This window comes from Mesorhizobium sp. ANAO-SY3R2, from assembly GCF_042466635.1.
Taxonomy (GTDB): domain Bacteria; phylum Pseudomonadota; class Alphaproteobacteria; order Rhizobiales; family Rhizobiaceae; genus Aminobacter.
On record NZ_CP159955.1, the window covers coordinates 2,415,821 to 2,434,177 of the forward strand.

An 18,357-nucleotide genomic window follows, 5' to 3' on the forward strand; every position below is an offset into this window, starting at 1 on the left:
GAGACCCCACCCAATTCCAGCGCCGGAATAACACAGCGAGCAAAGAGATGACGATAAATCAATGGTTTAGGATTAGGTCCTTTCCGTCCCTAAATAGTCGCTTTTTGTCCCAGGCAGTGTTTTTCACCTCCGCATACCCGCGCGTTCCGGTATCGGTCAGACGACGGACAGCGCGCTTCAACCAATGCGGACCATGGGTCTTTTGACGATAGAGAACGGCAGGCTTCCGACAGGAAGATTACGCGCCCGGACGCCGGAGGTACGACAGGGCGAGCATGCCGAATGCGGCGTCGCAGCACTCTCCATCTTGCTCGGCCACCATGGACTGCATGTGCCAATGGCGGAGCTGCGCCGGCAGGCGGGCTCCACCCTGTTCGGCTCGACGGTCCGACAATTGCGCGACATTGCCCGCGGTTACGGATTTGAGGCCAAGGCCCACCGCACCGAACCGGAAGACCTGCCCGCCATCGGCCTGCCGCTGATCGCGCATATGCGCTTCATCCATTTCGTCGTGGTCGAGCGCGTCGGCAGCGCGGTCGTGCATGTCAACGACCCGTCCTGCGGACCGACCATACTGGACCGTGCGGAATTCGACCGGGATTTCACCGGCATCGTGCTGTCGCTGAAACCGGAGAAGGTGGCGCGGCGCGGCAAGCCGTTCACCTTCGCGACCGCCCTGCTGCACTTGTGGAAGTCGCAATTGGGGAAGCTTGGCCTCGCCGGCGCGGCCTCCGCCGGGGGCGGCATCACCGCCGCGGCAGGAATCTGGCATCTGGCGGCGGACGGACAGGCCAGCCCCGGCATGGGCTTCTTTCTTCTGGCGGCATCGCTTTGCGCAGGCGGTTGCGCGATCCTCCTTGCGGAACAGGCCGGGCTCAATGCGCGGAGCCGGCGGAGCGCCGACGTATTCTCAGCGCTCGGAAAGGCCGGCAACGAGCACTACCTGTTCGCCAAGCCGGAGCAGACACTGGCCCAGTTTTCGGCCCTCGATCACGTTCAGGACACCAACATTCTCCGGGCCCTCCTGGCTGCGCTCTGGCTGCTGGCAGCACTCGCCGCAGGCACGGCGCTCGCGCCCGGTCCGGTTCTGCCGGTCGCGCTCGCCAGTCTGCTCCAGATGGCCCTGCTTGCCTGGGCTTCGATCCGTCGCGGCGGCCGCATCGCTCGATTCGGCCATCCAGAGCTTTCCGCGCAGGGTATCGATGCGGAGCACCTCGCCGACACCGACTGGTACAGGATCGGCCGAGCCGGCGACGGACTGTTCTGCCGCCTGGGGGGGCATCATGCTCTGGTCGCGTCCGAATACTTCAAGACCTCCAACGAACGGCGGCGCCTGGACACGGCGCTCTTCATGCTCGACACAGTGAAAGTCGCCGCGCCCCTCCATCTCGCCGCACAAGCCGGTATGCCTGGCCTTCTCCTTGCGCTCGGACTGGCCGCAGCCGGCAGCTTGATGCTCCGGCGTTTCGGAAGGGACCTTCCCTCCCAGCCGCTGAAGGACGCCTTGCACCGGCTGGATGACCTGCCGGCCGCAACGGAGAAGCACCGGCCCGTGCCACCGCGGCCGGCGAACGGAACGTTCCGCATGGAAAATGCCAGTTGGCATGCCGGCGGCGGCACCCGCCCGCTCCTGGATAATGTGTCCGCCTGCCTCTCGCCCGGGGAGGCTCTTGTCGTACATGGTCCCTCTGGCGCTGGGGCGACGACCTTCGCCCGGCTGGCCTGCGGCATGCTGGAGCCGACGGAGGGGATCGTGACCCTCGACGGCATGCCCCTTGCAGGCCATCCGCCGACCGCGGCCATCCTCGTCGACCATTCCGTGCCGATCGTGCCGGGGACGCTCAGGGACAATCTCAGCCTCGGCGCGACTGATATCGACGATGGCGCAATGCGGGCCGCGCTCCGCCTCGTCGGGCTCGACGAGGTGCTGGCGCCGCGCGGCGGACTTTCCCTCATCCTCAACGCTGACCAGCCGCGCCTGAGCGGCGGCCAGTTGCGCCGTATCGCCGTCGCCCGCGCGCTCTGCCGCTCGCCCCGCCTGCTGGTGCTCGACGAGGCGCTGGACAATGTCGAGACCGCACTTGCCAAGACCATTCTCTCCCGGCTGCGGGCACTCGGCATGATCCTCGTCGTCACGACGAAGAATGCCGATCTGCTTTCCGCCGGCGACCAACGGCTGGAACTGGGGACTGCCAATGCAGCCTGAGGGCATCGAGGGACGGGAACGCCTGAGGTCTCGGCGGGTGCGCTTCGCATCAGCCCTGAAACCTTGGCAGGACGCCGGACCGCTTCTCATCCGCGACGGCGACGGCAAGGCATGGCGCGGGCGCGGGCGCCTCAGCCTCGACGGGGCGGAACGCGTCGACATGCCCTATCCCACGGCTCCGGCAAGCGGGCTTTCACTTCGCCGCTGGACGGCGCGCTGGCCGCTGTCGGGTCCCCGCGCGGCCGTGCTCGCGGATGGGATGCTCGCCGCTTTCCCCGTCCTGGCGCTGCTCCTGCCCTATCTGCTGTGGCAGGCGCCGACTGACCTCATCCGCGCCGGCCTCATCGTTGGCGCGACCTGCCTGTTTTCGGCGTCCTCGCCCGCCCGTCAGCGGCTGGAGCGCGACGAAAGCGTCCGCATCCACGCCCGCTTCTGGGACCGGATCATCGAAACTCCGCTCCCCGCTGCCGACGCCGACGACGCGGGCGACGATTCCATGCGTCGGGCCTTCCTGCTCCAACGCGGGCTGGAAGGCGCGCTCACGCTTGCAGCCGAAAGCAGGAACCTGCTCGCGCCCGCGGCGCTGACGATTGCCGCCACGGCCTTGATCCTGTCCTCACCGGACACGAGGTTAGATGCGCTGCCAGCGATCGTCATCCCGCTAGCGCTTGGCCTTGCGTTCCTGCTGGAAGAACGCAGTCTCGCGTCGAGCGACCGTCTCGAATTCAGCCGGCATGGCCTCTCAAGGCTCGAAATTCGACTGGCGCGTCGGATGACCAGCTTGCGGCAACTTGGATTGGCTCCCCAAAAGCTCCGCGAACTGGCAATCCTGCAGCAGGAAACCGCGGAACGCCGGCGCACCTCGCGCATCCTGACCACAGTTGCCGGCGCCGCTCCCTTCTGGTTTGCCGCAGCGAGTTTCGCGATAGCGCTCGCAGCATGGCCTCCCGTCGATGCCGCTACCATTTCCAGCCTGCTCCTCCTGGTGCCAGCGACCTATTGCGCGGCCGATCTCGGACGGCGCCTCGCCCGCATCCTCGGCGCATGGCGCAAGGTCCAGGCAATAAAGGCCATGAGGCTTGACCAGCCGTCCCCGGCGGCGGCGGAAGCGCCGGTCAGACATATCGAGACCGTGCGGTTGGACGGCGTTGGCTTTCGCCTTGACCCGGCCTCCGCCCCGCTCTTCACCGCCTTCTCGCTGGCGCTCTCCCGTGGCGAGGTGGTGGCCCTCACAGGCCCTTCGGGCAGCGGGAAATCAACGCTCCTCGCTATCCTGATGGGGCTCAGGCCCCCGCAGGCCGGACACATCGTCATCAACGGCAAGCGGCGCGACTGGCAGGCGCTTTCAAGCTATCGCGACCGCATCGCCGGTATCTTCCAGGATACGCCGATCGGCGTTGCCACCATTCGCGGCGTCATCGGCCAGAACGCGCCGATGGTGCGGGAGGCGGAAATCCTCCAGGCAGCCGCCGATGCGGGCCTTGCCAGTGCGATCACCGCCCTGCCGATGGGTATGCAGACGCTGGTGGTGGAGGGTGCCTTTCCGCAAAGCCTGGGCCAGCAACTACTGATCACACGCGCACTGGCGCAGGGGGCGGACCTGCTCGTCCTCGACGAGACCTTCTCAAACCTCGACCGCGATGTTGTCACCGGCATCATTGCTGCAGTCCGCAGACGCGACATCGCCGTTCTGTTCGCCACGCACAGGGCCGACCTGGCCTTGCTGGCGGATCGGACCGTTGACCTCGCCCCAATCGCGCAGGAGCATCGATGCCCCGCCGCATGAACCCGCCCCAACCTTCCGCAGCGCAGCCCGGCGCACCGAGGACCGCGTTCCCCGCGTTGACCCGCGCCTCCCCCCGCTCCGCCATGTTCGGCCTGATCGCTGGCATCGACGGCCTCGGCACCAGCGTCGCCTTCGCGGCCCTGATCTTCTCAGGCACCCTTTCGGAAGGCTTCGGCGCCGGTGTCAGCGTCATGCTGCTGAGTTCCGTCATCCTCGCCGTCTACGTTTCCCTCCGCAGCCGCTATGCGACGAGCGTCGCCCAGGTGCAGGAAACCACCATCGCGATACTTGCCACCGCCGTCACTGCCGCGACCGGCGCCATGGCCGCGGCGAGCACCGGCGAGAAGGTCGCCACGGCCTTTGCCATACTTGCCACCAGCACGCTGGCAACGGGGTTTTTCTTCTACCTGTCGGGCCGGTTCGGCCTGGGCGCCCTCGTGCGCTTCCTTCCTTACCCCGTTGTCGCGGGATTTCTTGCCGGTTCCGGCTGGCTGCTGCTCGAAGGTGCGCTGATGATGGTCAGCAACGCCTACACGGTGTTCGAAATGGCGCGATCCTTCCGGGATCCCGCCGTCCTCGGCATCCTGCTGCCGGCCATCCTCTTCGCGCTGGCGATGGCGGCCGGCTTGCGCCTGTCGCCAAGCCCGCTTGCAGCGCCCATCATCATGCTCGTTTCGATCGCATTCTTCTACATCGCTCTTTGGGTAACCGGGCTGCCGCTGGAAACGGTCCGCGCCTGGGGCTGGCTGCCGGATCTCTACGGTTCCGGCGGCCTACGGTTGCCCTCGCCGCTCGCAGTGATCCGCGAGGCCGACTGGATGGCGGTGCTTTCCGTGCTGCCGATGCTCGTCTCAGTTCCGCTGATCGCCATGGCCGGCCTGTTGCTCAACACCAGCGGGCTGGAACTGGCCGCCGGCCGCGACATCGACGCGAATGCGGAACTGAAGATGACCGGACAGGCCAACATCGCCGTCGGCCTTCTCGGCGGCGCCTCCGGCTTCACCGGCCTCGGCATGACGCTGCTCGCCCGCCGACTCGGCGTCACCGGCCGTTCCGCCGGCCTCGCCACCGCCGCCGTGACGGCCATGGCCCTGCCTTTCGCCATGGAGCTTGCTGGCGCAGTCCCACTCTTCCTTGCTGCCGGGCTGATGATGATACTGGGCGGCGAATTACTGTACGACTGGGCCCTTGCCACCCGCAAAACCCTGCCGCGTCTCGAATGGGCGGTGGTGCTTGCGATCGTGCTGTCGATGATGGCGTTCGGCTTCATGACAGGCATGGCGGTCGGTCTCGTCTGCTCCGTCGTCACCTTCGTTTTCAACTATGCGCGCCTACCAGCCATCCGCCTTGCCGCCAGCGGCCGCGACCGGCGCAGCAGCAGCGACCGCTCCGCCGCCGCCGGCCATGTCCTCGACCAAAACGGCCACCATATCCATATCCTCGAGCTGCAGAATTATCTGTTCTTCGGCACGATGGAGCAGGTCGTCGGCGCCGTGCGGCGTCGGTTCGCGCAAGGCGACGCGCCGCGTTTCCTGATCCTCGATTTCCGCAATGTCGGCGGCGCGGATTCCGCCGCCGTCGCGGGCCTTGAGAAGATCTTCAACATGGCAGCCGCCGAAGGGGTCGCAATCACGCTCTCGGCCCTGCCCCTGGCCGTGGCGCATCTGCTGGAACGGACCGTCGAGGAGACGCGCGCCCGGGGAAAGATTGCCATCGCCGCCGATCTCGACCACGCGCTCGAAGCCTGCGAAGAGCATCTCATCACGGCAAGCGGAGGCGTGCCAGAACCCGAAGATATCGCGATCCAGCTCATGCGCGCGCTCGGCCCGCATCCGCGGCTGGCGGAACTGGTGTCGGTCATGGAGCGCATAGACCACCCCGCGGGCAAGCGGCTGATCCACGCCGGCGAAGAAGCCGACGATATTTTCCTGGTCGGCTCGGGGGCAGTCAAAGTCCAGCTCACCCTTGCCAACGGCCGGGCGCTGCGCCTGCGCAGCATGACGGCCGGCGCGGTGCTGGGCGAGGTTGCCTTCTATCTCGGCGGCACCCGCACCGCCGATGTCATTGTCGAAAGGTCTGCGACCTTGTTCAAGCTGACACGCCCAGCGCTGGAGCAACTCGAAATGCAAGACCCGGAACTCGCGGTCCTGGCACACCGCCTTTTCGCCCGCGCGCTCGCCGAGCGCCTGACGATCTCAAACCGGATGACGATGCTCGTGAGCGGCTAGCCGGCCGGGCTATTCCGGGGCTTGCCTTCCATATGTCTCCACCGGCTAGCACCATGTGAGGGAGACCAATAGGCGGAGTTGTGGCTGTGACCTCCGATCGGCCCTCACACTCTTCGTCGTTTCGATGCAGGGCAAACACAAGTAACGCCCGCGTCACGCAATAAACTACGCCTCCAAAGACAGATACCAGATTATCGAAAATCATAAGAAGGCTTGCGTCGATCAGAGATTACTAGGGACGTAACGGGAGTGCTATGAATATTTCAATTTCTTTTCGGGTACGATAGACACGGTTGTCTGCCGCCGCACTCGTAGCCGTGATCCCGGTCATGCCGCCACCATCTCGCCGAACATGGCGCACGGCGGCGGGATTGCAATCATCGACTGTGGCGGGCTTGCGATCTCTAGGGGCGCGGAGGGGCAGTACTGATGTTCGAAGCCGACACCAACGCCAGGTCATGCGCGTCGCTAGGTATAGTTTGGCCATACCCTCCAGGGGTGGAGTGCTTCGTTGCCTGGAAGGCTGCACTTTCCAAATTGGTTGACTGCGCAATACCGGCCGAGACAGATCCGGCGGCGTTCGATTTTCACGGCTGCACATGGCAGCTTCCCGAGGCCTTCCTGCAGGTCAACGGAGGGTCGGCGATGATGATGTCTCGACCACAGCGCGTCATCGATGACCGACCGATCTCTCAGATGTCGATTTATCTGCTTACAGAGGGAAGCGTTGTAACCGACTACGACGGACACAAGCGAACCCATGTTCCTGGCGATATCGTAGCCGTCGACTATTCCCTACCTTATGAATCCTATACGCCCGGCTACGAGGGGATAACGCTAACATTCGACAGGGCGAACGCACCTTCCGGCCTGCAAGGCAATGTCCATGGCATGGTGCTGAACCCAAGCAGCAGCGCTGGCTATCTTCTCGGGTCCCAGATCAGGTCACTGGTGGATCATATCGACGGGCTCAGCGTCGATCAGGCTCAGTCGGCCGTCGACGGCATCTTGCGGTTTGCTGCGACCACCCTTCCTGCCGCTACGCCGGGAAAGACGCGTGACGATTTCTCCGTCTTGAATCGCGCCCATCGGCTGGCCAGAAAGAAAATGTCCGATCCGGATTTTGGTCCCGAAGATCTGGCGCTCGAACTGGGGATGTCGCGATCGAAACTGTTTCGTTCGTTTGAGGAGCATGGTGGCGTGCAACGCTGGCTGCTTGGCGAACGGCTGTCAGCCGCCCTACAGGCCATCGTAAGATCTGACGGCAAGTTGAAGATATCTGCCATCGCCCACCAGAATGGATTTCGCAGCGAAGCACATTTCAGTCGCGCTTTCCGGACGCGCTATGAAATGAGCCCAAGCGCGGCGCTGGCCCTGACCATGCGCGCGCAAGGCAGCGCTTTGTACCTGAGCTGGGCAGAGAACGATGCGGGGACTGAAAGCTCGACAGCCGAAGCCTGGCTCGTGTCTGCCAAGGCCAGGGAATCGGAAGACGCAGGATGACTGCGCTGCAGGCCGGCATTTTGTGGGCCTCGCACCAGATGAAAAGGGCGGCTCGAAAGCCGCCCCAGCCTGTCTCAGTCGCGCGGATCAAAACTTATAGTTCAGGCCGGTCTTGAGCGTGTGGAAGGCCGTATCCACGCTCGTGTCGCCGTCGCTGCTGTGAAACTCATTGTATCCGGAAGTCTCGATACTCCCAAGATCGACATAGAGATATTCGGTCTTGAGGGTGATGTACTCGGTCAGGCCATATTCGAAACCGGCTCCGGCCGTCCAACCCAGCTTGATGTCCGAAAACGAGTGACTGTCGTAATATCCGCCGGTGCCGTCGTTCCAGGAGGCACTATCGATGGCGGAAGTCTTGATGCTGCCGTAGGCGGCGCCGCCCGTGCCGTAGATCAGGAAGTTGTCCATTGCATAGCCGAGGCGACCGCGGATCGTGCCAAACCAGTCGATCTTGGTCTCAATCTCACGCTTGCCGAACTCGTTGTGATCGAACCAGTTGTAGCTTCGGGAATCACTTGCCTTGATTCTGGATGCTGAAAGATCCGCTTCGATGCCAGCAACCCAGTTGGGAACAAACTGGTGATTGTAGCCGACCTGAACGCCACCAAACGCGCCAAAGGCCGTTATGTCTTCAGTTTGACGGTAGTCACCACCTTCATCCAAGGAGTCGGCGATGTGATTGAACACGTGATTGAACGTGCCGCCGCCAATGCCGGCATGGACGCCGATGTAGAAGCCGCTCCAATCATATGAGAAGCGCTCCGCAACCGGCGCCGGCGCTGGCTCAACGATCAGGTCTGCGGCCTGAGCTGAGGACAAAGCCAAGATCAAAACGGAAGTTACGGAAGAAGACAAGGCAGAAATTCTGGCAGAATTTTTCATAACAGCCCCAAATGTCGCATTGTTAGAAGTATTCACGTCCATAGCATGGCGCGATAATACTTCGCCTTGACCGTCCGTCTCATCTTCATGACTGGACGTCCCATTGTGATCGGCGACCTCAGTTGCGGCAGTGACAGCGCAATTTGGACATGCGAGAGCCACGGCAGCAGTTCACCCGAAATGCGCTGCTGGTTGGCCGGCGCGCGCAACATTTCCACTTGCGTTGCGTCGGCTCTCTCGCGCTCTGGAATGGCAGCGCTTCGATCGAACCGGCGCAACCTGCGTGTTGTGCCCCACTGATTTGGGGGACGGGATTATGAAAACGGCACTTCTCGCCACGACATTCCTTTTTGCCGCAGCTGGCAGCGCGCTTGCCTCTGATGCTGTTGCCTATGAAGCCGCGCCGGAAGCGGCCGCAGGGGGCTTTGTCTGGACTGGTGGCTACATCGGCCTGCATGCAGGCTATGCATGGACCCAGGGAACTGGCGACTATCTTGAGCCAACCGGTTCGCTTGTTGAGCAAGCAGAGATCAATAGTGACGGCTGGCTCGGCGGCATCCAGGTCGGCTACAACTACCAGATTAATAATTGGGTTATTGGTGTTGAGGGCGACATCGCTTGGTCTAATGCGAATGGGCTCAATAACATCTTAGCTGCTGGCAGCGATGTCGCGGATATCGATGTTGAAATGGATTGGCTTGCCAGTTTGACTGCGCGAGCCGGTATCGCATTCGATCGAACGCTTTTCTATGCCAAGGGCGGTATCGGCTTCTCACACATCGCACTGGGCGATACAGGCGGCAACGGCATGTCCGTCGATGCTGATGGTTCCGACACTGTAACGGGCTGGACGCTCGGCGGAGGCATTGAGCACGCGGTCACCGATAACTGGACAGTAAAGGCGGAGTATCAATACTACCGTTTCAACGGAAACATTGAGCTCCATCGCTTCGTGGATGGCGGGAACAACAGGACGTATGATGACGCCTTCGACGCTCACGCCCTGAAGATCGGCGTCAACTACAAGTTCTGATCGCCAGCCTTCCGCCATCCCCGGCCGAGCGCCGGGGTTTTTGTTTGCACCGTTCGGGGCTTCGGCAGATGGCCATCTGACAGGCACGTGCCTTGAGGCCACGGCATCGGACGCCGAACATCATGCCTGCACGTCTCATCTTGATGACTGAACATCCCAATGTGCACGGCAATCTCGTTCGGGGCAGTGACGGCATGCTCAAGATCACAGACAGGTATTTCGGCGTTTGATCTGAGGCCTCCTGGCTCGCCATGGAGGCCGGCAAGACATGAACGAAAATGAGCAATGGAGCGAGCACCGAAAGGGCACGAACATGCCGGACGAAGCAGTTCAGATGCAGCAGATCGGCGAAGCGCTGGTGGAGCAACCGGCTCGCCCGCGGCCATCGTATTTGGGTCGGCTACTTGGCAAAGCATGGGCACTTGTCACCTTGGCCGGGCAGCGCCCGCACCACGACCAACGGCCGGACGGCCTGGAAGCATTCGATATGCTCGCCGGCTGGAAAGGTCCCGACACCAGGCGGCGCAACATCGGCTAGCGGGCGCCTCGCCGGTCACCATCGGCGGCAATGACATACGGGCTACCCCCCGCCGCTGCTCGAGAGCGGCCGGCCTGACACCTGGGTTTTTGTTCGCCGCGTTCAGGCACCTCGGCAGATGGCCACCTGACAGGCCGCCTCCGCGGCATTCGTCTCCAAACACCATGACTGCACGTCTCATCTTCATGACGCTACGTCCCAATGTCAAATTCACGCGGTGACAGCACGAACCCGACCATGCAACAGCGTCAGTGTCAGACCACCGAGTGCACTGCAGGAGTGAGCGGCGAGCGCAGCGTTTGGCCGGCTTAGTGAAAACCGTAACGTCTTGGGGGGAACATGCCAAACATTTCCAGAATGTACTTCATAACTGCCATCTGCTTCCTGATAGCCGGAATACTGCTCGGCCTGCAGATGTCGATCGCTCACAACTACGTAGCAGTCGGCGCACACGCGCATATCAACCTGCTCGGTTGGGTGACGATGTCAATATTCGGCGCGTTTCATGCGCTTAACCCGCAAGGAGCCAAGACCCGCCTGGCGAAGGTGCAGTACTTTGTCTACACCGGCGGCGTGATCGTGATGACGCCCGCCCTCTACTTGCTCCTGACCGGCAACCAGTCCTTGGAGCCAGTTGTTGCCGTGTCATCACTGGTTACATTTGTCGGCGTGCTGATGTTCGCGACGATTATCTTTCGCACTCGCGCGGTCTAATCGACCGCCTGTTCAGATCGGCAACATGTCGCTTACGCCGCTATATTTGGCGTCGGCGAGAAATCTCACATGAAGTTGCCTTTTCAGCATCCGATCTAGCGATTGGATTGGGCAGCATGGCCTGCTGCCCACGTTCCGCACCCTTGGTGGCGAGCGGACAAGGCGCTGAGAGATCTGCTTTGGCATTCGCTCGGTCAATGATAACATGTGCGCATTGAGACCGCTGATACAGATCAGGCGCCTTAGACGATTGGATTTCCGCGCGACGGTATTGCGGCTCTAAAACTGTGGGAAGACATTAAGTCAGCAGAGCTGGCCTGAGGCCTCGACTTCTTTTTGCAAGGAAGAAGACCGCCATGAAAACCCGCGCCGCCATGGCTATAGCTGCCGGAAAGCCGCTTGAAATCAAGGAAGTGGACCTCGAAGGCCCGCGCGACGGCGAGGTGCTCGTCGAGATCAAGGCGACCGGCATTTGCCACACCGACGAGTTCACCCTGTCGGGCGCCGATCCCGAGGGCATCTTCCCGGCTATTCTCGGCCATGAAGGTGCGGGCGTCGTCATCGATGTCGGCAAGGGTGTGACCTCGGTCAAGAAGGGCGACCACGTCATCCCTCTCTACACGCCCGAATGCCGGCAGTGTCCGTCGTGCCTGTCGCGCAAGACCAACCTCTGCACCGCCATCCGCGCCACACAGGGCCAAGGCCTGATGCCCGACGGCACCAGCCGCTTCTCGATCGGCGGCGAAAAGATCTTCCACTACATGGGCTGCTCGACCTTCTCGAACTTCACCGTGCTGCCCGAGATCGCAGTCGCCAAGGTCAACCCTGACGCGCCCTTCGACAAGATCTGCTACATCGGCTGCGGCGTGACCACCGGCATCGGCGCGGTCATCAACACGGCCAAGGTGGAAATCGGGGCGACAGCCATCGTCTTCGGCTTGGGCGGCATCGGCCTCAACGTCATCCAGGGCCTGCGCCTTGCCGGTGCCGACATGATCATCGGTGTCGACATCAACAACAACAAGAAGGAATGGGGGACACGCTTCGGCATGACTCATTTTGTCAATCCGACCGAAGTCGACGGCGACCTCGTGCCCTTTCTCGTCAACATGACCAAGCGGGGGGCTGACCAGATAGGCGGCGCCGACTACACCTTCGACTGCACCGGCAACGTCAAGGTGATGCGCCAGGCGCTGGAATCGTCGCATCGCGGCTGGGGCAAATCGGTCATCATCGGCGTCGCCGGCGCCGGCCAAGAGATCTCCACGCGGCCGTTCCAGCTGGTCACCGGCCGGACCTGGATGGGCACCGCCTTCGGTGGCGCCCGCGGCCGCACCGACGTGCCCAAAATCGTCGACTGGTACATGGAGGGCAAGATCCAGATCGACCCGATGATCACCCACACGCTGACGCTGGACGAGATCAACAAGGGCTTCGACCTGATGCATGAAGGCAAGTCCATCAGGAGCGTCGTGGTCTACTGAGACGGTTCACCGGCCCGGCTTCGGCCGGGTCCACAATATCCACAACTGGGAGGAGCATGTGATGGCAAGTACAGTCACGATACATCCGGCCATTGATGGTGGGGTGAAGGCCGGCAGCCCAAGCTTTTCCGGCGGCACGCTGGTCTGCGCCTGCACCGACCGGCCGGTGAAGGTGGCGATCAAGGGACAGGTCGCCCACAACCACGCTTGCGGCTGCACCAAATGCTGGAAGCCGGACGGCGCCAAGTTCTCGATCGTGGCGGTGACAGGGCATGAGAACGTGACAGTGCTGGAAAACGGCGACAAGCTCGCCGTGGTCGATCCGACCGCACTCATCCTGCGCCACGCCTGCAAGGTATGCGGCGTGCACATGTATGGTCCGGTCGAGCGTGACCACGCCTTCAAGGGCCTCGACTTCATCCACCCCGAACGCTTCGAAGAGGAGGGCTGGGCCGAGCCCGGCTTTGCCGCATTCGTCTCATCCATCATCGAGTCCGGGGTCGATCCCTCCGAGATGGATGGCGTGCGCGCCCGGTTGCGCGAACTCGGGCTTGAGCCCTACGACTGTCTGTCGCCGGCCTTGATGGACTATATCGCCACGTGGGTGGCGAAAAAGTCCGGTGTACTGAAGTCATAGTAGAATCAAACGCCACGGCTTTGCCGGGGCTTTCTGGCTGTTCGATGCGCCTCGTTGTTGACGTGCGCGAAAACGTGCTCGTCGGCATCGCAGGCGTGTCGGGCAACGGCCACAGCAAACTGGCCCTGGGGCGGGCCCGATATCAGCGAAATCACCAAACAGTGCACCATCCCCGGGGCGGACGACGGAGCGTGTAAGAAAGCGCAAGCAATGAGGAGCATGGTGCCGAATACTCTCCTGGTCTTCGTCGCACTGGTTCTGGCGAGCGTCGCCCCATGGCCCGCCTTAGCCCAAGAAACGGCGCAGCAAAAGGCGAGGCCCGAGAAGCCGGTCACCGAGATCAGGATCGGCTATCTCCGGGCCTATGCACCGCAACTGGCGCTCTCGGTCCTCGACACTCCGCCGCCGGACGAAGGCGTGGCTGGCGCCAATGTCGCGATTGCCGACAACAACACGACCGGCAAGTTCCTCGGCCAGAAGTTCATGCTCGATGTCACCGAGGTGAAGCCGGATGCCGACGTAGTACCGGTGTTCAAGACCATGGTCGAAAGGGGCGACCGCTACGTACTCGCCGATCTCTCAGCACGACAATTGCTGTCGATCGCCGACATCGCGCGGGACAACGGTGTATTGCTCTTCAATGTCGGCGCACCCGACGACGTGCTGCGCGAGGAGGAATGCCGCGTGAACGTGTTCCACATCGCGCCGACGCGCTCGATGCTGGCCGACGGCCTGGCGCAGTATCTGATCTGGAAGCAATGGCCTCGCTGGGTGCTGCTCTACGGCTCGCATGAGCGCGACCAACTCTTCGCCGATGCGATGCGGAGGGCGGCGAACCGCTTCGGCGGGCAGATCGTCGGCGAAAAGGAATTCAAGGACACCGGCACGGCGCGGCGCACGGATACCGGCGTCGTGCAGGTCCAGCGGCAGATGCCGGTCTTCATGCAGGACCTGCCCGACCACGACGTCGTGCTGGTCGCCGACGAGAGCGAGGTGTTTGGCACCTATGTGCCGTTCCATACCTGGATTCCCAGGCCCGTCGCCGGCACGGCGGGACTGGTTCCGTCGGCCTGGCATCCCGCCAGCGAACAATGGGGCGGCAGCCAGATCCAGAACCGCTTCGCCAAGGCCAACGGCCGGCGCATGCTGTCCAAGGACATGTCGGCCTGGACGGCAGCGCGCATCGTCGGCGACGCCGCAACGAGGACGCGAGGCGCCGACGAGAAGCAGATCGAAGCCTTCATCCGGGGGGATGATTTCTCGATCGCCGCCTTCAAGGGCCAGAAGCTCACATTCCGAAAATGGAACTGGCAGCTGCGCCAGCCGATATTCCTCGGCGACGGACGTTCGGTCGTGACGACCTCGCCCCAGGAGGGTTTTCTGCACCAGGTTTCGGAACTGGACACGCTGGGTGTCGATCAGCCCGAGACGAAATGCGTACTGAAATAGGGTCTGAACAATACGGAGGGGTTCGATGCGAAGGCGATTGTCCATAGCGGCTGCCACAGCAACGCTTGCGCTCACAGTCGGCCCAGCATCGGCCTATAGTGTCTATGTCTCCAACGAGAAGGACAACACGATCACGGTGGTCGACTCGGCCACGATGCAGGTCGTCAAGTCGGTCAATGTCGGCCAGAGGCCGCGCGGCATCACCATCTCGCATGACGGCAAGTTGATCTACCTTTGCGCCAGCGACGACGACACGATCGAGATCATCGACACCGCCACGCTCGAGATCATAGGCACCCTGCCCTCTGGTCCCGACCCGGAATTGTTCGTGCTTTCACCCGACGGCACGAGGCTCTACGTCGCCAACGAGGACGACAATCTGGTGACCGTGATCGATGTCCAAGGCAAGAGCGTGCTTGCCGAGATTCCGGTCGGCGTCGAGCCTGAAGGTATGGGCATAAGCCCAGATGGCAAGACCTTGGTCAACACGTCGGAAACGACTAACATGGCGCATTTCGTCGACACCGCGACGCATGAGATCACCGACAATGTGCTGGTGGATTCGCGGCCGCGCTTCGCCGAATTCAAGCCGGATGGCTCGGAGGTCTGGGTCAGTGCGGAGATCGGCGGCACGGTATCGGTCATCGACAACAAGAGCCGCGAAGTGAAGCACAAGATAACCTTCAAGATTCCGGGGCTGCGCACCGAGTCCATTCAGCCCGTCGGCATCCGGATCACTGCGGACGGCAAGAAGGCCTATGTCGCGCTCGGCCCGGCCAACCACGTCGCCGTGGTCAATACGGAAACCTACGAGGTGGAGAAATACATCCTGGTCGGCCAGCGCGTCTGGCAGCTCGCCTTCACGCCCGACCAGAAGACCATCATCAGCACCAACGGCGTGTCGAACGACATCACCTTCATCGATGTGGCGACCGATGAACCGATTCAGTCGGTTACGGTAGGCGCGCTGCCATGGGGCATCGTCGTGTCGCCGAACTGATAGAGCGAAAACCATCGGCAGATCAGAGGTAGGAGAGCGACAGATGTTCAAGGTGATCGCATTCGCTGCAGCAATCGGCCTCGCCGCGATGCACTCCCTGGCCTGGGCCGACGACGATGACGATGCCCAGAAACCGGCGGCCACCGAAAAGGTTAGCCGTGCCAGCAAGGATGTGCCGGAGTTGATCCTGGGAACGAAGGACGATCAGTTCACCGTCAACCGAAAGGATTTCGAGCTGATCGCCGGCCAAGGCTATCGTTGGAAGATCTCGGCGGCGGGCGGCCTCGAATACAAGTTCCAGACCGACCTTTTCCGAAACGTCTGGATGAACCAGATCGTCATCAACGATCTCGAAGTGCACATGAACGGCGCGCCGGCATGGCTCGAATTCGACAGTGACGGCACGATCCAGGTCCAGTTCGCCACGGTGCGACCAGGCGTCTATTCCTGGTCGGTGCCTGATCTCGCCGACAAGGGCATGAAGGGGACGATAACGGTCAAATAGATGGGTCGGGGAGATGCCAAGGGTTCCCGGCGCACTAACTCTTGATGACAAGGAGCGAGCCGGCGTGCGGCATCTGAGGACTGGCGGAGGGCTGGATGCAGTGGCGGCATTGGACGTCACCGCTGTGAGCCACTCCTATGGTCAGAAACGGGCGCTCAACGAAGTCACGTTCTCGATCGAGCCAGCGAGCTTCACTGTCCTGCTAGGCCTCAACGGGGCCGGCAAGACCACGCTGTTCTCCCTGATCAGCCATCTCTACGACACGCGCCACGGCTCGATCCGCATCTTCGGCCACGACATCAGGCGCGCTCCGGGAGAAGCGCTTCGTCGCCTCGGCATCGTCTTTCAGGCGCGCACGCTGGATCTCGACCTGAGCGTCTACCAAAACCTCTCCTATCATGCCTCGCTGCATGGCATCGGCTCAACAGAGGCGCGCCGCAGGATCGACGCCGTGCTTGAAACCGTCGAGATGAGCAGTCGCCTGCACGACAAGGCGCGCAGCTTGTCGGGCGGCCAGATGCGACGCGTGGAGATCGCCCGCGCGCTGCTGCACCGGCCGCCGCTGCTCCTGCTCGACGAAGCGACAGTCGGGCTCGACGTACAATCGCGCGCCGCCATCCTCGCCGATATCCGCAGGCTGGTGGAGACGGAGGGCATCAGCGCCTTCTGGGCGACGCATCTGATCGACGAGGTGGATGAGAGCGATCATGTCGTGGTTCTCGCCGAGGGCAATCTGGTCGCCAATGCCGGTGCGGCGGATGTGATCCGAGCGACGGGCACAAAGACGATCGGCGAGGCATTTGCGAAGCTCAGCCGCAAGGCCGCCGCGCCGGAGGGTTTTGCATGAAAAGCCTGTCACCAGAAAGGACGGCCAGCACCCTGCCCCTGCCGGCGACGGCCTTCGGCGTCCGCAACTATCTGATCTGTCTGAAAGGCATCCTCATCCGCGAGGGGCTGCGTTTCCTCAACCAGCGCGAACGCTTCATTTCCGCACTGGTCAGACCGCTCCTCTGGCTCTTCATCTTTGCGGCCGGCTTCCGCCAGGTGCTCGGCGTCTCGATCATCCCGCCCTACAAGACCTATGTGCTTTACGAGGTCTACATCACGCCGGGCCTTTGCGGCATGATCCTGCTGTTCAGCGGCATGCAGTCATCGCTGTCGATGGTCTACGACCGCGAGATGGGCAACATGCGCACTTTGCTTGTCAGCCCGTTCCCGCGCTGGTTTTTGCTGGTGTCCAAGCTGCTCGCCGGCGTCGCGGTGTCGATCGCGCAGGTCTACGTGTTCCTGGCTATCGCCTGGTTCTGGGGCGTCAGGGCGCCCCTGCTCGGCTATCTCACGGTGCTGCCGGCGCTATTCCTGGCCGGGCTGATGCTCGGCGCGCTCGGGCTTTTCCTGTCTTCCTGGATCAAGCAGCTGGAGAATTTCGCGGGGGTCATGAACTTCGTGATCTTCCCGATGTATTTCGCCTCGCCTGCGCTCTACCCGCTGTGGCGCATCCAGGAGGCGAGCCCGCTGCTGCACAAGATCTGCCTCGCCAACCCGTTCACCTATGCCGTCGAACTGATCCGCTTCGCCTTCTACGGCCAGGTCGACTGGGTCTCACTGGCTGTCCTAATCGGCTGCGCTGTGGTTTTTCTTGCCGGCGCCATCATCGCATACGATCCGTCGCGCGGACTGATGGCGAGAAAGCAGGATACGGGAGGAAACGGTTGATGGCGCGCATGGAACTTGTTCGCGGCCTGGCAATCGCAGCGGCGCTGGGTGCTGCGCCAAGTATCGCGAGCGGTGCGGCAAACCAAAGTCCGGATTGGCCCTGCATCCAGCGGAAGGTGCCCGAACTGTCACTGGGTCAGATATGGAACGGTCCGGAATTGCCCGCTGCGGCCAAGGATTGGTCCAAAGACAAGAACGTCGAGGCACTGGTGCAAGAGCTGGCGGCACGACGCCTGCCGCTTGCCGACGCACAAAAGGACATACGCGATTTCGCCGCCAGCCTGCCGGCCGGCCAGGCCGACGCCAAGTTGGCGATGCTGGTTCAGGGCCTGTTCGACCACATGAACGCCGAGCGCTCACAGGTCATTTCAGGCATCGCGCGCTATGCCCGCAGGCAACTCGAGTTCGCGGCGCGGCTGCGCAAGGAGGCCTCGGACGTCGACGCACTCCGCAGCAAGCCCGATGCCGATGTCAATCAGATCGCAGCTCAGACCGATCGGCTAGCATGGGAGACGCGGATTTTCGAGGAACGCGTGCAATCGCTCACCTATGTCTGCGAAGTGCCAACCCTGATCGAGCAAAGGCTGTATGCACTTGCCAAGACGATTGGCGAGATGATGGTGCAGAAATAGCCGCCCATTGCGCCTTCCCTGCTCGCCCCGAGCGTGTTGAC

At 62.5% G+C, this 18,357-nt stretch carries 16 protein-coding genes; 15 read left to right on the plus strand and 1 reads right to left on the minus strand.

Features of this window, described 5'->3' with window-relative positions; translation table 11 throughout:
- Nucleotides 1-193: 193 nt before the first annotated feature.
- From ABSY17_RS16715 to ABSY17_RS16730, 4 genes are all read left to right on the plus strand, one after another.
- Complete coding sequence (locus ABSY17_RS16715; protein ID WP_378952774.1) at nt 194-2,206, plus strand: cysteine peptidase family C39 domain-containing protein; 2,013 nt, start codon at nt 194-196, stop codon at nt 2,204-2,206.
- On the plus strand, nt 2,196-3,992 hold the full coding sequence (locus tag ABSY17_RS16720; RefSeq protein ID WP_378943124.1) for an ATP-binding cassette domain-containing protein: 1,797 nt from the start codon (nt 2,196-2,198) through the stop codon (nt 3,990-3,992). Before ABSY17_RS16715 ends, ABSY17_RS16720 begins: the two co-directional genes overlap by 11 nt.
- The gene (locus ABSY17_RS16725) at nt 3,977-6,220 is read left to right on the plus strand and encodes a SulP family inorganic anion transporter (protein ID WP_378943126.1); all 2,244 of its coding nucleotides are present in this window, start codon (nt 3,977-3,979) and stop codon (nt 6,218-6,220) included. The genes ABSY17_RS16720 and ABSY17_RS16725 overlap by 16 nt, the downstream gene beginning before the upstream one ends.
- Nucleotides 6,221-6,649: 429 nt before the next feature.
- Nucleotides 6,650-7,723 (plus strand): helix-turn-helix transcriptional regulator, encoded by a 1,074-nt coding sequence (locus tag ABSY17_RS16730; RefSeq protein ID WP_378943128.1) that lies wholly within the window; start codon nt 6,650-6,652, stop codon nt 7,721-7,723.
- A gap of 87 nt (nt 7,724-7,810) precedes the next feature.
- Here the strand turns inward: ABSY17_RS16730 and ABSY17_RS16735 are convergent, their stop codons facing one another.
- Nucleotides 7,811-8,581 carry an outer membrane protein gene (locus tag ABSY17_RS16735; protein ID WP_378943130.1) on the minus strand — a complete coding sequence of 257 codons (771 nt, stop codon included), beginning with the start codon at nt 8,579-8,581 and terminating at the stop codon, nt 7,811-7,813.
- A gap of 343 nt (nt 8,582-8,924) precedes the next feature.
- Here ABSY17_RS16735 and ABSY17_RS16740 point away from each other — a divergent pair, with 343 nt between their 5' ends.
- The 11 genes from ABSY17_RS16740 (at nt 8,925) to ABSY17_RS16790 (ending at nt 18,316) form a co-directional block, all read left to right on the plus strand.
- Entirely contained in the window at nt 8,925-9,641 is a 717-nt protein-coding gene (locus tag ABSY17_RS16740; protein WP_378943133.1) for an outer membrane protein, read from the plus strand.
- Between the two features lie 268 nt (nt 9,642-9,909).
- The gene (locus tag ABSY17_RS16745; RefSeq protein ID WP_378943135.1) at nt 9,910-10,179 is read left to right on the plus strand and encodes a hypothetical protein; all 270 of its coding nucleotides are present in this window, start codon (nt 9,910-9,912) and stop codon (nt 10,177-10,179) included.
- Nucleotides 10,180-10,518: 339 nt separating this feature from the next.
- The gene (locus tag ABSY17_RS16750; protein ID WP_378943138.1) at nt 10,519-10,893 is read left to right on the plus strand and encodes a hypothetical protein; all 375 of its coding nucleotides are present in this window, start codon (nt 10,519-10,521) and stop codon (nt 10,891-10,893) included.
- Nucleotides 10,894-11,249: 356 nt separating this feature from the next.
- Nucleotides 11,250-12,377 carry an S-(hydroxymethyl)glutathione dehydrogenase/class III alcohol dehydrogenase gene (locus ABSY17_RS16755; RefSeq protein WP_378943141.1) on the plus strand — a complete coding sequence of 376 codons (1,128 nt, stop codon included), beginning with the start codon at nt 11,250-11,252 and terminating at the stop codon, nt 12,375-12,377.
- 61 nt (nt 12,378-12,438) lie between these two features.
- Complete coding sequence (gfa, locus tag ABSY17_RS16760; protein WP_378943143.1) at nt 12,439-13,014, plus strand: S-(hydroxymethyl)glutathione synthase; 576 nt, start codon at nt 12,439-12,441, stop codon at nt 13,012-13,014.
- A gap of 219 nt (nt 13,015-13,233) precedes the next feature.
- Nucleotides 13,234-14,463: an ABC transporter substrate-binding protein gene (locus ABSY17_RS16765; protein ID WP_378943145.1), complete on the plus strand. Its 1,230-nt coding sequence runs from the start codon at nt 13,234-13,236 to the stop codon at nt 14,461-14,463.
- A 25-nt stretch (nt 14,464-14,488) separates the two neighbouring features.
- Nucleotides 14,489-15,463 carry a YVTN family beta-propeller repeat protein gene (locus tag ABSY17_RS16770; protein ID WP_378943148.1) on the plus strand — a complete coding sequence of 325 codons (975 nt, stop codon included), beginning with the start codon at nt 14,489-14,491 and terminating at the stop codon, nt 15,461-15,463.
- Between the two features lie 43 nt (nt 15,464-15,506).
- Entirely contained in the window at nt 15,507-15,968 is a 462-nt protein-coding gene (locus tag ABSY17_RS16775) for a hypothetical protein (RefSeq protein WP_378943151.1), read from the plus strand.
- A 73-nt stretch (nt 15,969-16,041) separates the two neighbouring features.
- A complete protein-coding gene (locus ABSY17_RS16780; protein WP_378952777.1) occupies nt 16,042-16,815 on the plus strand; it encodes an ATP-binding cassette domain-containing protein in 774 nt (257 codons plus the stop codon).
- A complete protein-coding gene (locus ABSY17_RS16785) occupies nt 16,812-17,684 on the plus strand; it encodes an ABC transporter permease (RefSeq protein WP_378943153.1) in 873 nt (290 codons plus the stop codon). The genes ABSY17_RS16780 and ABSY17_RS16785 overlap by 4 nt, the downstream gene beginning before the upstream one ends.
- Complete coding sequence (locus ABSY17_RS16790) at nt 17,684-18,316, plus strand: hypothetical protein (protein ID WP_378943155.1); 633 nt, start codon at nt 17,684-17,686, stop codon at nt 18,314-18,316. The genes ABSY17_RS16785 and ABSY17_RS16790 overlap by 1 nt, the downstream gene beginning before the upstream one ends.
- The last annotated feature ends 41 nt before the right edge of the window (nt 18,317-18,357 follow it).